This window comes from Pseudocoprococcus catus (genome assembly GCF_019734885.1).
Classification (GTDB): domain Bacteria; phylum Bacillota; class Clostridia; order Lachnospirales; family Lachnospiraceae; genus Coprococcus_A; species Coprococcus_A catus.
Window position 1 is genome coordinate 307,047 of record NZ_JAAXCM010000020.1, and the last position, 13,203, is coordinate 320,249.

The 13,203-nt window shown below is 39.6% G+C and carries 15 protein-coding genes; 13 read left to right on the plus strand and 2 right to left on the minus strand.

Annotated features, from left to right (window positions below):
* The 7 genes from HED67_RS03410 to HED67_RS03440 all read left to right on the plus strand — a co-directional run bounded on the left by HED67_RS03410 (position 1) and on the right by HED67_RS03440 (position 6,870).
* Positions 1-1,356, plus strand: coding sequence for a CapA family protein (locus HED67_RS03410; RefSeq protein WP_221717518.1), 1,356 nt, complete (start codon positions 1-3; stop codon positions 1,354-1,356).
* A gap of 409 nt (positions 1,357-1,765) precedes the next feature.
* A complete protein-coding gene (gene xdh, locus HED67_RS03415; protein WP_221717519.1) occupies positions 1,766-4,348 on the plus strand; it encodes a selenium-dependent xanthine dehydrogenase in 2,583 nt (860 codons plus the stop codon).
* Between the two features lie 2 nt (positions 4,349-4,350).
* Positions 4,351-4,830: a 4Fe-4S binding protein gene (locus HED67_RS03420; RefSeq protein ID WP_215632242.1), complete on the plus strand. Its 480-nt coding sequence runs from the start codon at positions 4,351-4,353 to the stop codon at positions 4,828-4,830.
* A 221-nt stretch (positions 4,831-5,051) separates the two neighbouring features.
* Entirely contained in the window at positions 5,052-5,228 is a 177-nt protein-coding gene (rpsU, locus tag HED67_RS03425) for a 30S ribosomal protein S21 (protein WP_008400815.1), read from the plus strand.
* Positions 5,229-5,353: 125 nt separating this feature from the next.
* On the plus strand, positions 5,354-6,313 hold the full coding sequence (locus tag HED67_RS03430) for a DUF3878 family protein (RefSeq protein WP_221717520.1): 960 nt from the start codon (positions 5,354-5,356) through the stop codon (positions 6,311-6,313).
* Positions 6,314-6,448: 135 nt separating this feature from the next.
* On the plus strand, positions 6,449-6,742 hold the full coding sequence (locus HED67_RS03435) for a hypothetical protein (protein ID WP_221717521.1): 294 nt from the start codon (positions 6,449-6,451) through the stop codon (positions 6,740-6,742).
* A complete protein-coding gene (locus HED67_RS03440) occupies positions 6,724-6,870 on the plus strand; it encodes a hypothetical protein (RefSeq protein WP_221717522.1) in 147 nt (48 codons plus the stop codon). Before HED67_RS03435 ends, HED67_RS03440 begins: the two co-directional genes overlap by 19 nt.
* Positions 6,871-6,944: 74 nt before the next feature.
* Here the strand turns inward: HED67_RS03440 and HED67_RS03445 are convergent, their stop codons facing one another.
* Positions 6,945-7,700: a LytR/AlgR family response regulator transcription factor gene (locus HED67_RS03445; protein ID WP_221717523.1), complete on the minus strand. Its 756-nt coding sequence runs from the start codon at positions 7,698-7,700 to the stop codon at positions 6,945-6,947.
* Between the two features lie 291 nt (positions 7,701-7,991).
* Between HED67_RS03445 and HED67_RS03450 the strand changes: the two genes are divergently transcribed.
* Positions 7,992-8,540 carry an accessory gene regulator ArgB-like protein gene (locus HED67_RS03450; RefSeq protein ID WP_221717524.1) on the plus strand — a complete coding sequence of 183 codons (549 nt, stop codon included), beginning with the start codon at positions 7,992-7,994 and terminating at the stop codon, positions 8,538-8,540.
* Here the strand turns inward: HED67_RS03450 and HED67_RS03455 are convergent.
* Positions 8,531-9,841: a sensor histidine kinase gene (locus tag HED67_RS03455; protein ID WP_221717525.1), complete on the minus strand. Its 1,311-nt coding sequence runs from the start codon at positions 9,839-9,841 to the stop codon at positions 8,531-8,533. The genes HED67_RS03450 and HED67_RS03455 overlap by 10 nt on opposite strands.
* Before the next feature lie 220 nt (positions 9,842-10,061).
* Here HED67_RS03455 and HED67_RS17195 point away from each other — a divergent pair, with 220 nt between their 5' ends.
* The 5 genes from HED67_RS17195 to HED67_RS03475 all read left to right on the plus strand — a co-directional run bounded on the left by HED67_RS17195 (position 10,062) and on the right by HED67_RS03475 (position 13,192).
* On the plus strand, positions 10,062-10,190 hold the full coding sequence (locus tag HED67_RS17195) for a hypothetical protein (RefSeq protein ID WP_260702699.1): 129 nt from the start codon (positions 10,062-10,064) through the stop codon (positions 10,188-10,190).
* Positions 10,191-10,223: 33 nt separating this feature from the next.
* Entirely contained in the window at positions 10,224-10,640 is a 417-nt protein-coding gene (locus HED67_RS03460) for a DUF2712 domain-containing protein (protein ID WP_221717526.1), read from the plus strand.
* An 86-nt stretch (positions 10,641-10,726) separates the two neighbouring features.
* Positions 10,727-11,482 (plus strand): DUF5027 family lipoprotein, encoded by a 756-nt coding sequence (locus HED67_RS03465; protein ID WP_221717527.1) that lies wholly within the window; start codon positions 10,727-10,729, stop codon positions 11,480-11,482.
* Positions 11,479-12,339 (plus strand): hypothetical protein, encoded by an 861-nt coding sequence (locus tag HED67_RS03470; RefSeq protein ID WP_221717528.1) that lies wholly within the window; start codon positions 11,479-11,481, stop codon positions 12,337-12,339. The genes HED67_RS03465 and HED67_RS03470 overlap by 4 nt, the downstream gene beginning before the upstream one ends.
* On the plus strand, positions 12,326-13,192 hold the full coding sequence (locus tag HED67_RS03475; protein WP_117526750.1) for a hypothetical protein: 867 nt from the start codon (positions 12,326-12,328) through the stop codon (positions 13,190-13,192). The genes HED67_RS03470 and HED67_RS03475 overlap by 14 nt, the downstream gene beginning before the upstream one ends.
* Positions 13,193-13,203 lie beyond the last annotated feature (11 nt).

Consider the following 13,203-nt stretch of genomic DNA (forward strand, 5'->3'; position numbering starts at 1 on the left):
ATGAAAGAAATTAAAAAATTACTTGTTGTTTTTGTGGCGGCGGTGTTTTTTATCGGACTTTTCGTTCTCTGTGACAAATACTCAGAGAACGTGAAGGCTGATTATGCATCACAGATCAACCCATCGATTGTGAATCAGGGCAGCAGCGGTACAGGAAACAATGATAAGGCATCAGGAGATGCCGGAAGTTTGTCGGTGGAACATATGGTTCAGAATATGGCGAATAAAGATTATTCTGCTTCCATTGACCTTGCAGCAGCAGGTGATATCCTTTGTCAGCAGTCGGTACTTGAGAAAGCTTATGACAGTGAGAACGAGAGTTTTGATTTCAGCAATGATTTTCAGTATGTAAAGGATCTGTTCCAGAAATCAGATTATGCTGTTGCCACATTGAAGACGACTCTGGCTGGACAGTACAATGGCCATTCAGATGAGTACTATGGCTACAGCACAGAAGACGGCCGTTATAACTCACCGGAAGTATTGGCGGATAATCTGAAGTCAGTGGGTATTTCCCTTGTGAATATTGCAACTAATCATGCACTGGACAGTGATGCAGAAGGATTGGTTTCTACCATTGGTTATCTTGATCAGGCGGGTCTGGCGCATGTGGGTGCCGCAGCGACTGCTGACGGCAGTACAGATTATACCCAGAACATTGACGGTGTGAATATCGGTTTTATTGGTTACACCAATTCAACCAATGATCTGGAATTGGCTTCGGATGCAGCCTGTGTGCTGAATACGCTGAATAATTATGATGAGCAGTCTGTGGAAATATTGTGCACACGGATTTCTGCAATGAAAGCGGAGACCGATCTGGTTGTTGTTATGCTGAATTTCGGCAGTGTGGAATCTGACAGTATTGAAGATGATCAGAAAGCACTGGCTGAGAAATTGTGTCAGGCCGGCGCAGATCTGATTTTGGGGACAGGTTCCAGAGTGATGAAGCCCGTCCAAAAAATATCGGTAACAGATGAAGCCGGTGGTTCAACAAGAAATTGTCTCGTCCTTTACGGAATGGGTGCACTGTTGTCAGGCGAAACCTATGCATCCAGTGAGAAAGATACAGATATCAGTGCTGTAGTTGATTTCAGTATTGTACGCAATAATTTTGGTGAGACATCTATCCAGAGTTTTACAGTGACACCGGTATACCTGAACTGGTATAATGACAAGATCCAACCGATACCTGTCTGTGAGGCAAAGGATACAGACAAATATGCGGAAATGCTGGATGATGATGACGTGGACAGAATCAATAGTGCCTATGATGGGATGATTACGCACCTGTTAGACGGCAGCGGACTGACAAGCACATATGAGAATTATGCTTACAATGTCAGCCTCCAATAAAACACAACTGAGATAAGACCCGCAGAAAGGTCTTGGATATAACAAAAAGATGCAATAACAGAAGACAAAGATGTCTTTTGCTGTTGCATCTTTTTGTTATATGAAACAGCACCCGCTGATTTTCAAAAAGAGGAGACATCCAATAATAAATATGACAAACAATTAACATCATTGTATTTATTTACATTCAATTTATACCATTATAAATTTAAATTTTAAATTTAAGAATGGTAATATTGGGTATTTAAATGGAATATAATAACAAAAAAATTTTTATAATCTAAAAAATTTTGTTAAAACAAGTTGCAATTTGTTCAAAATATGATAAAATGTAAGTATAGTTTTTGACATATTATGAAAATTGACGAAATAACCATCAATAGAGCAACAGGAAAGTTGAGGATTAAGGATGTATAGTTTCTTCGTAAATGGATGTCAGGTTTCGACATCAAAAAAACAATCTCTTTTGCGCTTCCTGCGGGATGAAATGCACCTGACGTCTGTCAAGGACGGATGCAGTCAGGGGGCCTGCGGTGCATGTACAGTGCTTATTGACGGAGAGACCTGTAAGGCCTGTGTGGTGCAGACAGATCGACTGGAGGGACGATCGATCATCACTGTAGATGGTCTCAGTAAATGGGAAGCAGAGGTTTACACGTATGCTTACGGTGAGGCCGGAGCTGTTCAGTGCGGTTTCTGTATTCCGGGTATGGTCATGTGTACCAAGGGACTTCTGGACCGTAATCCGGATCCGACGGAAGAGGAGATTAAATATGCGCTTCGCAATAACTATTGCCGCTGTACCGGCTATGTGAAGATTATTGCGGCTGTAAAGCTGGCGGCAAAGATCATGCGTGCCGGTAAGATTCCGGCGGCAGGTGCGGATGACTGGCTGCTTGGTTCAAGGGTACACAGACTGGATGTGGAGGAGAAGGTACTGGGCTATGGCAAATATCCGGATGATTACTATCTGGATGGCATGTGTTATGGTACGGCGCTCAGAAGTAAGTACCCGAGAGCAAGAGTTTTGTCGATTGATACAACAGCGGCGAAGGCTCTGCCGGGGGTTATTGATGTTTTTACGGCAGCAGATATCCCAGGAGAGAATAAGATCGGCCATTTGAAGCATGATCAGTATACAATGATCCCGGTAGGCGGATTGACGCATTATCTGGGAGATGCCATTGCACTTGTGGCAGCAGAAGATATGGAGACGGCAGAGAAGGCAAAGAAGCTCATTAAGGTTGAATATGAAGTACTGCCGGCTGTACATAATATTCAGGAAGCGGCTGCGGAAGGTGCACCTCTTGTATTTGACGAGGAGACAACCAATGTTCAGGCCTATAAACATGTCAGCAGAGGCAATGCAGAAGAAGCCATCAGTAAGGCGGCGCATGTGATTTCTCATCATTTTGAGACACCATGGACGGAACATGCTTTTCTGGAACCGGAATGCGCAGTGGCTTATATCGATGATGACGGGGATGTCATGATCATTTCTACAGACCAGTCTGCTTATTGCACATTCCATGAAAGCAGTCTGATGCTTGGCACAGACAAGGTGAAGTGCCAGAATGCCCTTGTGGGCGGCGGTTTTGGAGGCAAGGAAGATATGACAGTTCAGCATCTTGCTGCATTGATTACTTATCTGACGAGACGTCCGGTCAAAGTCCGGCTGACAAGAGCAGAATCTCTGCTGATCCATCCGAAACGTCATCACTTTGAGATGGATTTTACCATGGGCTGTGATGAAGAAGGCCATATTATGGGAGTCAAGGCGAAAGTGGTTTCTGATACAGGTGCTTTTGCATCCCTTGGCGGGCCGGTACTGGAACGTGCCTGTACCCACGCAGCAGGTCCATACGCCTATGAGAATTTTGAGATCGAAGGAAGGGCTTATTATACCAATAATCCGCCGGCGGGCGCCTTCAGAGGCTTTGGTGTGACTCAGACGTGCTTTGCCACAGAGACACTGCTGAATATGATGGCAGATGAGATTGGTATTACACCTTGGGAGATCCGTTACCGCAATGCCATTCGTCCGGGAGGTGTTCTTCCGAATGGGCAGATCGTAGATGAATCCACAGGTCTTGTAGAGACACTGGAGGCTGTGAAGGAAGAATATGAAGCCGCACTGGCTGCAGGCAAACCGGTGGGTATCGCCTGTGCGATGAAGAATGCCGGTGTCGGTGTTGGTATTCCTGACTGGGGCCGTGTGAAGCTGATTGTTGAGGAGGATGCAAAGCTCCATATTTATTCCGGGGCCTCCTGTATTGGTCAGGGACTTGGAACAGTGCTTGTGCAGATGACTGTGACGAATACAGATCTTACGAGAGATGATATTGTTTATGAGCGAAGCAATACATGGATCGCACCGGATTCAGGAACGACATCCGGTTCAAGACAGACTATGATCACCGGTGAAGCCTGCAGGAGAGCCTGTGAGAAGCTGATGGAAGCAAAGGGCAGCGATAAGTCATTAAAGGATTTGATCGGTCAGGAATTCTATGGGGATTATCTTGCAAAGACGGATCCGCTGGGGGCAGATGTGCCGAATCCTGTTTCACATGTGGCCTATGGTTATGCTACGCAGGTTTGCATTCTTAATGAGAAGACAGGTAAGATCGACCGGATGATTGCAGCCCATGACGTGGGCAAGGCTGTCAATCCATTGTCCTGCGAAGGACAGATCGAGGGCGGCGTGGTGATGTCCATCGGTTATGCGGTGCGTGAGAAGTATCCGATTGATGAGAACTGCAAGCCTGTTGAGAAATACGGTTCCATTGGACTTTTCAGAGCACATGAGATACCGAAGATCGATGCCATTGTCATTGATAAACCGGGGTTAAATGTTGCCTGCGGTGCCATCGGTATCGGTGAGATCACGTCCATACCGACTGCGCCGGCCATCACAGATGCCTATTACCGTTATGATGGCAGCAGACGTTATGTTCTGCCGATTGACAATACCCCTTATGAGAGGAAGGAATAAATATGGCTGTTAAGAAAAAATTTCCTTATCGTTCGGCATTGGTGGCTTGTAATGGAGGATGTCATGTACAGGAAGGTCAGAGCTGCGAAAATGGCTGTATCGGCTGCGGCATCTGCGTGTCAGTCTGTCCGTTCCAGGCCATTGCCATCAATGAGAATGGTGTGGCAGAAGTAGATGAAGCAAAATGTGTTGCCTGCGGCAAATGCGTGCGTGAATGTCCGAAACAGGTGATCCATATCCATGAATGTGCCAATTATATTGTAGTTCGCTGTTCTAACAAGCAGAATGGCAAAGAAGCCAGACAGGTCTGTTCGGCCAGCTGTATCGGCTGCGGTATCTGTGAGAAGACATGTACGGCAGGTGCCGTCAAAGTGACGGATCACTGTGCGGTCATTGATGAATCTGTCTGTCTCAGCTGCGGTATGTGTGTGGTGAAATGTCCGCGTCATGTGCTGACAGATTTAAGAGGAATTATCTGTTAGAATCGCATAGTGGGCGGTCAAAGCACAGATAAAGCACATATGATGAGGTTCGTTGGTCAGTGCTAGCGCTGTCCATGAAAAAGGTTCATGAAAAAAGACGGATAGAGTGATAAAAAATAGTTGACGAATTAAAAATTTATGGTATAATGCTTTTAGTGCTATGAATATACCCACAGTTGTATCAGCACAATACACAACTGGAGGGAGGTAAGGTGTGAGCTATGTCGAATGTAATCGTTAAAGAAAACGAAACTTTAGATAGTGCTTTACGCAGATTTAAAAGAAACTGCGCTAAAGCCGGTATCCAGCAGGAAATTCGCAAAAGAGAGCATTACGAAAAACCAAGCGTAAGACGTAAGAAGAAATCAGAGGCAGCTAGAAAACGTAAGTATAAATAAGCTGTAGTTCTCGTATTGCAGTATGAAAGAATCAAAGGGTTGTTTCCGTTTAGGAAGCAACCCTTTTTTCGATACATGATTCTAATAGATTATGGTTAAAGAACCTTTAAAATAGAAGGAGCGTTATGGAAAGAGCATTTGTCATGTTGGCAGAACTTTTGCAGCAGGAGCAGTTTGAACTGCTTCTGCCGGAAGATGATGGGACGGAGAGCAGTGAAGATGGAGATATCCGTCTGGTCTATCTGATGAATGATGCAGTGGAAAGTTTTCTTGTTTTTAAAGAAGCAAAAATGACTGGTAAGTATCTGAGAGACTATGAGGGTATGCTGGACGCGACACTCAGCAAAGAGGAAGAAATTTATATTCTGACTGTATGGCAGGATGATCAGGCATTGACCATCTTTTTTAAGCAGTTGGAACTGGAAGCCCATCTCTATGAATATGGTACGGTAGCCCATTTCTGGGTGCCTGGATATGAATATCTGCGTCTTTTGGAGTATCAGATTGCCATTTTGAGGGACAAATATGATTATCTTGGAGAAAATTACTGCACGGATATAGAGAAGCAGCTGGTCCATCTGGCGGACTTTCCGCCGCTGAATTATACCTGTTATCCTGCGGTGCCGGAGAAATATCTTGTACCGAGAGGAGATGGATGGAGACCGACAAAGGCGGCCATTGATGTAATGATTGAGCTGGCAAAGGAAGTAAAAGATAAAAGCCTGGTTGGCGCTTTGCGGTTTTATAGATTATTTCATCATCGATGGGTGACAAAAAGAATTGCAAAAATGCTGCATCAGGCAAAACACCAACAATTGGTTGCGTTAATTTCGAATAAAGTAATAAAAGGAACATGCGGATATCCAAGGCGCCATTTTGATAATCCTACAGATAATGAGCTGAAAGATCAGATGACAAAAGCAGAAAAGCTGCAGAAGAAATTGCGATTGAATGGTTTGAAGACTGAAATTTACAGAGAAGAGCCTTTTACGACAGCAAAAGACAGTCTGGAATTTCATGTTTATCTGATGATTGATGAAAAATGTGGGAAAAACAGGTATGTACGGATTGAGGAAGTAAAATAAATGTTACTTGGTCAGTCTTTTTGTCGCATATTGCGATTTTTAGAAGATGCAGATTTCCGGATGATGGCATACAGCCGCATCTTGAGGTTATTGTAGTCGCTTTGAAATATTAATTATGGTCGTAATAGAGAACTTATGGAGAAGTGTCAGTCACTTCCTGATTATGTTGTTTTTGTGGATACTGTCAGAAGATATATCAACCAAGGTTATATAACCAGACGCGCTGTCGATATGGCGGTTGAAGAGTGTATTGCCAAAGATATTCTCAGAGAATTTTTGGTTCGCAACAAAACAGGAGTGATGAGAAAGCTGTTTGGTAAGGAAGATTGGGAACGTTATAAGCAACGGGAAATGAAAGTGTTGGCTGAAGAAACAGTGCGGCGGGTAGCCGAGGAGACAGATTTGATTTTTTGGATAAGCTTGAAGTAGTGCCGGAAGACCTCAGAATAATAATAGAGAAGCAGAAGAATTCTGAGATACTCAGGAAGTGGAGCAAGTTGGCAGAGAGAGCAGAGTCAATTGAGGAATTTCAGAGGGAGCAGAAGAACATTATATAGAAGTGGTATGTGAGAATAATAAGTCCCTTTAACCGGGTGATAATAAACTATATCTGGTTAAAGGGATTTTCGCATTATAAGAGCAGGTGATTTTTGAGTTTTTTTCTGAGTTCGCCTTTTTTTCGGATAGACAATGGATAGCGGCTGTCATCACACATAATAATAACACTATCTTTGTAGTCAATTTCTTTAATATTCATTAGATTGACAATGGTTGATCGATGGCAGCGGAAGAAGTGTTCGTTTAATTCTTTTTCCAGTGTGTTGAGCTGTTCGGGAAATTCAAGCAGCCTGTTTTTGCCGTGGAAAATAATTTTGTGGGTTGTATTAGATGTTTCAAAGGCAATGATTTCAGAATGGGGCACTGAAATTTGTTTACCATCTGGCATAGTTGCTGTGAAGATAGAGATATTATGTTGTGAGGAATGTGTATGTTTTTCATAGGCATTCAGAATGCATTCATGAATTTTGTTTTTCATCGTATCGATATTATCTTTAACAATAAAGTCTAAAGCTTCCACTTTGTACTGATAGGTATAATAGCTCAGTTCAATATGCGATGTGACAAAGACAATGAAACATCTGGGCTCAATTTTTCGAATATTCTGTGCAAGCAGAAATCCATTTGTTTCAGGTGTGTTCAGGTCGATATCGAGAAAATATAATCCGCAATTGGAAGAATGTTGGGCTGCGGACAGAATGATAGCAGGATCATCGGTGGCGGTTGTAATTTGCATATCTAGTTGTTCAAATGCAATAAAATTATCAATTTGAGATTTTAAGTAATTACGTTGCTTTTCATTATCTTCACATATATAAATATCAATCATAGAATCCAATTCCTTTCATTCAGTTGCTGGATAGGTCTGTGTTGGCAGATATCATAGTACAGTAATTTCTATTCAGAGATTACTGTAAATTTTAGAAACAGTAGTTGCTAAAGGTATTATAGCGTAAATTGATGACAGCGAGAACAAAAAAGAGCAATTGATAAAAAATCTTTCGTAAACGTAAAAAGAAAAACGTTCAGGAAATTAAAAGTTGCTTTTAGGATTAATTCTGACGGTATCAGTGATTATGCAATATAATACAGCTATACGAAAGATTAGGGAGGACACACAATGTTAGAGAAAATTTCAATGAAAATGACTGATTTATGTGGAAAAAATATGAATTTAACGGAGACAGAACGCTTGACAATGTTTTTTGGTTTTGAGAATATGAATCATCAGATATTTTTATATAGTGTGATTGGTATGTCAGCATTTTGCTTGGGAATATTCGGATGGACACTACTATTTACAGTGGTATTTTCGATTCTCAGGTTATATGCAGGAGGCTGTCATTTAAAAACAAGTGCGGGATGTACTTTTGTAACCACTTTGTTGATGATTGGCGGGACTGAAATAGCGTTGAAAATGGATGGCTCCTTATTGGTCATGAATATCCTGTTTATCGTTAGTTTTATGCTGGTTCTTATACTGGCACCAAGGAGGACAGAAAATTATCCGCTAAGTGAAAGAGAATATATGAAGTTAAAGAAAGAATCTGCAGGGATAGTTATTGGATGCTGGGTATTAGCAATCATTTCTCCAGATGTTTTTGGAAAAATGATTGCAATGGCGGTGTTAACAGAGGCTGTAACATTAATACCGAAACCTCATGCATAGATATGAAGAATTTGCATAAATGTATGCTCCTGTGTACGTGTATCCAGAAACAGGTTATCGTGGTGACTGATAATTTGGGCAACATTGTATAAGCCAATGCCGCGACTGCTGCCTTTTGTAGAGGTACCTGCCTGAGAAAGTGATGCTAATTGCAGATGATAATCAATAAAACTGTTTGTGATGAAAAAGACAGTTTCTTTTTCATCTTTGATAATGACAAAGCTAAGTTTTGGGGCATCTGTTTCCAGTGCAGCTTCGATAGCATTGTCAAGGAAGATACCGAGCATACGGACAAGATCAATGATATCGGTATTAATCTGCTCAATAGGCTGATCGATTTCAATTGAAACATCAATACCCATTTCCTGAGCATAGATAATCTTAGCAGTAATCATGCTTTTTAATTCGACAATATGCAGGTTGGCCAGACGTGTGATATGGTAATTCTGTGGTTCCAATTGCTTTGTCAAGGGAAGAATATTTTGGATAAAATAGGACGAGAGACCATCCATATCACGGGTATCAATATATTCATAGAGTGTTAGGAGAATATTGGAATAGTCATGTTTAAAAGAACGCAGACTATTATAAAGAGATTCAACCTGAGCGGTATATTGCTGAAGTGTTTGAAACGATTCTTGTTTCATTTGCATTTCAGCTTCTTTTTTGTATATCTGTATAGCTCGTATTACTGCCCACAGAGAAATAAAGAAATAGGCGCAAAAAATAAAAGTGTTGAAATAAATCACTTTCGGTGAATAACCAACCTGTTGTCCTTCTGCTATATTGATGACAAACAGTAAAAGGGTGAGTATTAATTGCAGGCAGATTAAGAAAACCGTTCCCGTTGGGAGCTTAATTATATTCAATCGTTGGTAAATCTGATTAAATACATGAAGTAAAAATTTACATATAAAGTAATCTGATATGATTGTGAATCCAATCAGCGCTAAAAAATAATAATGATTTTCTTGAAGCGAAGCAACATCAATATGCCAGAATATCCAGATTAATGTAGTAAGAATATTATCCCATAATACATTGAACAGATAGTCAAGGATTAAAAGTACGATATTTTGAATGCGTTGAGGATTAATTAAAGCAAGATATGTACCCGTTGTAAATAACAGAAGCAGAACGCCTATATTGCCGGTGAAAAAGGAAATAAGGCAGAGATTACAGAAAATGATTAGATAAAGGCATATTTTTTGCAATCTTGAGAGCTTAAAAGGAAGCCAGATAAGTAAGGGAATAAGATAAATAATTGCAGTCAAAAAAAGTGTTATTAATGAATACAGCATTTTAAATTCTCCTAAAAAATAGTTAAAAAATGATAAAGCCATTATAGCGCAAAAAAATCAACAGTCAATCCTTAAAATTTGGTTATGAATGAACGCTACAAAAATGAACATTATCGTTTGGGATAGGAACGCCTAATACACAAAAATGTCTGTTTAAATCTTCTTTAATGTATTAAGAAAAACATATGTTACTCTAATTATGAAAGGAGGCGTAAAACATATGGAAAAACTAATATATTTAGCAGAAAAAGCAGGAAAAGCTGCTATTAAAATGGGAAAACAGTCTGTTCAGAAAAGTCCTATCTGTGGCTTGTTTGAACCTAGGATTCCTAAGCAACTGAAAAAGTAACGAAAAACAAGAGTAAAAGTAGGAGAGATGAAAATGAAGAAACGATTTCTTTCAGCGTTATGTGTATGCTTATGTTTGATGGGAACTACAGTAACGGCATTTGCCAATAATCATCAGGATTCAACATTACCGACTAAATTTATATCCTATACAACTTGGGCGGATACCGCAAATCGTAGTAAGACAGATGATAGTTCAGTTTATATTAAGAATACTTCTGGTATGGATTTGTGGGTAGTTGTTAGATCGTCTAGTGGTGTAAATTGCACCTATAATGAACATGCAATTGTAGGAAAAGGTTCATGGTTGATGCATAATACAGTTTACGAAAAAGGATATAAATCTTGTAATTTACATATATCAACAGCTAAAACTAGCGTTAGCGGTAAACTGAGTGGCGCTTGGAGCCCGGATAGTGCGGGACCTTATGATTATGCTAATCCATTTTAATCAAGTGGTGTAACCCAAATAAAATTATCAGGATATTGGATTACTTTAAGAATCTAATATCCTGATATATAGATAAAGAGTTTAATATGAAATGGATTATCGGAGGAGTTGAAAAATTGATGAGATCTTCAAAAAATCAAAAAACAAAGATTGCAGCTGTAATTTTATGTATGAGTATTTTGCTGTCAGCGTGTTCAACAGAAAATATGATTCGGCTCTTATCTGCAGATAAGAATATAAAGGATACCAGTGATGATACTAGCGGTCAACAGATGACTTATACAGAAGATGACAGCACACATCATCAAATAGGAGACTCTTTTGAAGTGGCAGCACCCACACAGGATGACCAGAATAATATTGGTTATATATGTACAGTAGAAAGTGTCCAATATTATTCTAGTGTGGCTGATGAAGAAATTGATCAGACAAAATTAGAAGATAGTGTGGAGTACTATACCGATGAAGAGCCTCAGACGGTTGAAAAGAATGAGTATAAGCAATATGGTATAGTTCTGTGTAAAATGAAGCTTAAAAATATTAATATGCCGGAAGACTATAATATTACAGAATGTGCTTTTACAAGTGTGGATGAGAATAAAAATGTACATCTGATTTCAATGCCGGTGTATTTCGATGCACAAGAGAAAAATGAAGAAGATGGGAAAGAATATCACTGCGAAATACCGGTTGGCGAAGAGAGGGAAATTGTGATTGGGTGGCTGGTAAATCTTAATCAATATCCAGCGGATAGTTTGTATGTTCAAGTGCCATATGGTGCAGATGATGAGTGGGTAAATTATGTACAATTGAATTTGCAGACAGAAGGGAAACAGGAATGAAAAATGTTTTGAAATTAGAAATGGAAAAGGCATTGAAGAACAGAATGTTTTTACTGTCATTAATTATTGGAATAATTCCAGCTGTTATGAGTGCGATGTATAATATTTTAAATACAATGCAAAGCATATCAAGTTTGAAAGAAATATATGATACACCGAGTTACTATATAGAAGGGTTTTCACTGATGAATAGCTGGATGGGAGGCGAAGCTTATTCGCTTGGATCAGCCATATTTTTTTATATATGCCCTTTGATTGTGGCGCTGCCCTATGGCTGGTCCTATTGTGAAGAAAAAAGAAGAGGTTATCGTCAATTGGTGATTACCAAATGCGGAAGAAGAGCTTATGTTGCTGCGAAATATATGGCCGTATTTTGTACGGGAGGGCTTGCAATAATTATTCCGCTATTATTGAATTTGTTGTTGATCGCACTTTTTATACCGATGATACGTCCATTCCCTTCGTTTATAGATATGTATGGTGTGACAAGTTATGATTTGATGTCGGAATTGTACTTTAATCATCCGCTTTGGTATATTTTTAGTTATATTTTGCTTGATTTCATTTTTGGCGGTTTGATTGCATGTTTGGCATTTGTATTTTCTGCATTTGTGAAATATAAAGTATTATCTGTTATATTACCGATGTTTGTATGCCTGGGTATAAATTATATCGAGAATTTTATATATACAGATCCTTCTGGACATTTGTATCATGAATTATCACCATTGTATTTTCTGCGTGCGGTCAGTACAGTATATCCTGCAAGTTGGAATATTATTTTGACAGAAGGGTGTATATTGCTGTTTGTGTTATGTGTGATGGGCGTAAAGGAGGCTCATTGTGAGATTTATTAATTGTCTGCGAAAAAGTATATGTCTGGATTTGAAAAATGGATTTTTTAGAAGGTGGATAGTACTTGCAGCACCTGTTATTTTTGGGACTGTTTCTTTTGAAAATTTTTGGAGACATATACAATTGTTAGTTCGGGATAACCAGATGAAGATATCGGAAATAACTTTTGGAGATTGCTGGATGTATGTATATGGTGGAATGAAAGTCTATATGCAGCACAATGATAAATTCAGTTTTCCAGTTATTTGGATGTTGCTGTTTATGCTTGGAATGTTTTTGGTATTAAATTATCCATTTAAGGATTTGCAAAGTGTTGGCCAGCAAGTACTAGTGCGAATGGGCGGGCGATTGGAATGGTGGCTTTCTAAGTGTATCTGGAATTTGGTTAGTACTTTTTATTATCATGGAATGATTCTGTTGATATTGATGGGTTTGTGCAGGATAAATGGAATTTCAATTGCATTGAAAGTAAATTTGACGTTATTGTGTCAGCTGTTTGATATTGCAGGTTTAGAATGTTTTCTGGATAATACGAGTTTTACAGTCATTTGGTTGCTGCTTCCGGTGTGTATGGCAGCGGCACTGTCATTATTGCAAATGATGATGGCGTTATATTTGGGGCCGTTGATTTCTTTTCTGATTTCAACAATTATTCTTATTATATCGGCGTATCTGTTTCTTCCATCTATACCAGGAAATTATATGATGGCATTAAGAGCTGGATGGCTGCTGCGAGATGGAATGAAAAGTACAGGCGGGTATATCATGGTGTTTGGCATAGTTGTAATAGCAAGTGTGCTTGGTTATATTAAATTCAAAAAACACTATGACATTGTGGGCGGTGAAAATAATTAAACGTTTATAGG

What these genes read in the sequence shown, in the direction of transcription:
- HED67_RS03435 (WP_221717521.1), top strand. Translation starts at nt 6,449, where the DNA reads ATGGAGAAGTGTCAGTCACTTCCTGATTATGTTGTTTTTGTGGATACT.
- HED67_RS03410 (WP_221717518.1), top strand. Translation starts at nt 1, where the DNA reads ATGAAAGAAATTAAAAAATTACTTGTTGTTTTTGTGGCGGCGGTGTTT.
- HED67_RS03460 (WP_221717526.1), top strand. Translation starts at nt 10,224, where the DNA reads ATGAAGAAACGATTTCTTTCAGCGTTATGTGTATGCTTATGTTTGATG.
- HED67_RS03465 (WP_221717527.1), top strand. Translation starts at nt 10,727, where the DNA reads ATGAAATGGATTATCGGAGGAGTTGAAAAATTGATGAGATCTTCAAAA.
- HED67_RS03420 (WP_215632242.1), top strand. Translation starts at nt 4,351, where the DNA reads ATGGCTGTTAAGAAAAAATTTCCTTATCGTTCGGCATTGGTGGCTTGT.
- xdh (WP_221717519.1), top strand. Translation starts at nt 1,766, where the DNA reads ATGTATAGTTTCTTCGTAAATGGATGTCAGGTTTCGACATCAAAAAAA.
- HED67_RS03450 (WP_221717524.1), top strand. Translation starts at nt 7,992, where the DNA reads ATGTTAGAGAAAATTTCAATGAAAATGACTGATTTATGTGGAAAAAAT.
- rpsU (WP_008400815.1), top strand. Translation starts at nt 5,052, where the DNA reads ATGTCGAATGTAATCGTTAAAGAAAACGAAACTTTAGATAGTGCTTTA.
- HED67_RS03430 (WP_221717520.1), top strand. Translation starts at nt 5,354, where the DNA reads ATGGAAAGAGCATTTGTCATGTTGGCAGAACTTTTGCAGCAGGAGCAG.
- HED67_RS17195 (WP_260702699.1), top strand. Translation starts at nt 10,062, where the DNA reads ATGGAAAAACTAATATATTTAGCAGAAAAAGCAGGAAAAGCTGCTATT.
- HED67_RS03455 (WP_221717525.1), bottom strand. Translation starts at nt 9,841, where the DNA reads ATGCTGTATTCATTAATAACACTTTTTTTGACTGCAATTATTTATCTT.
- HED67_RS03470 (WP_221717528.1), top strand. Translation starts at nt 11,479, where the DNA reads ATGAAAAATGTTTTGAAATTAGAAATGGAAAAGGCATTGAAGAACAGA.
- HED67_RS03445 (WP_221717523.1), bottom strand. Translation starts at nt 7,700, where the DNA reads ATGATTGATATTTATATATGTGAAGATAATGAAAAGCAACGTAATTAC.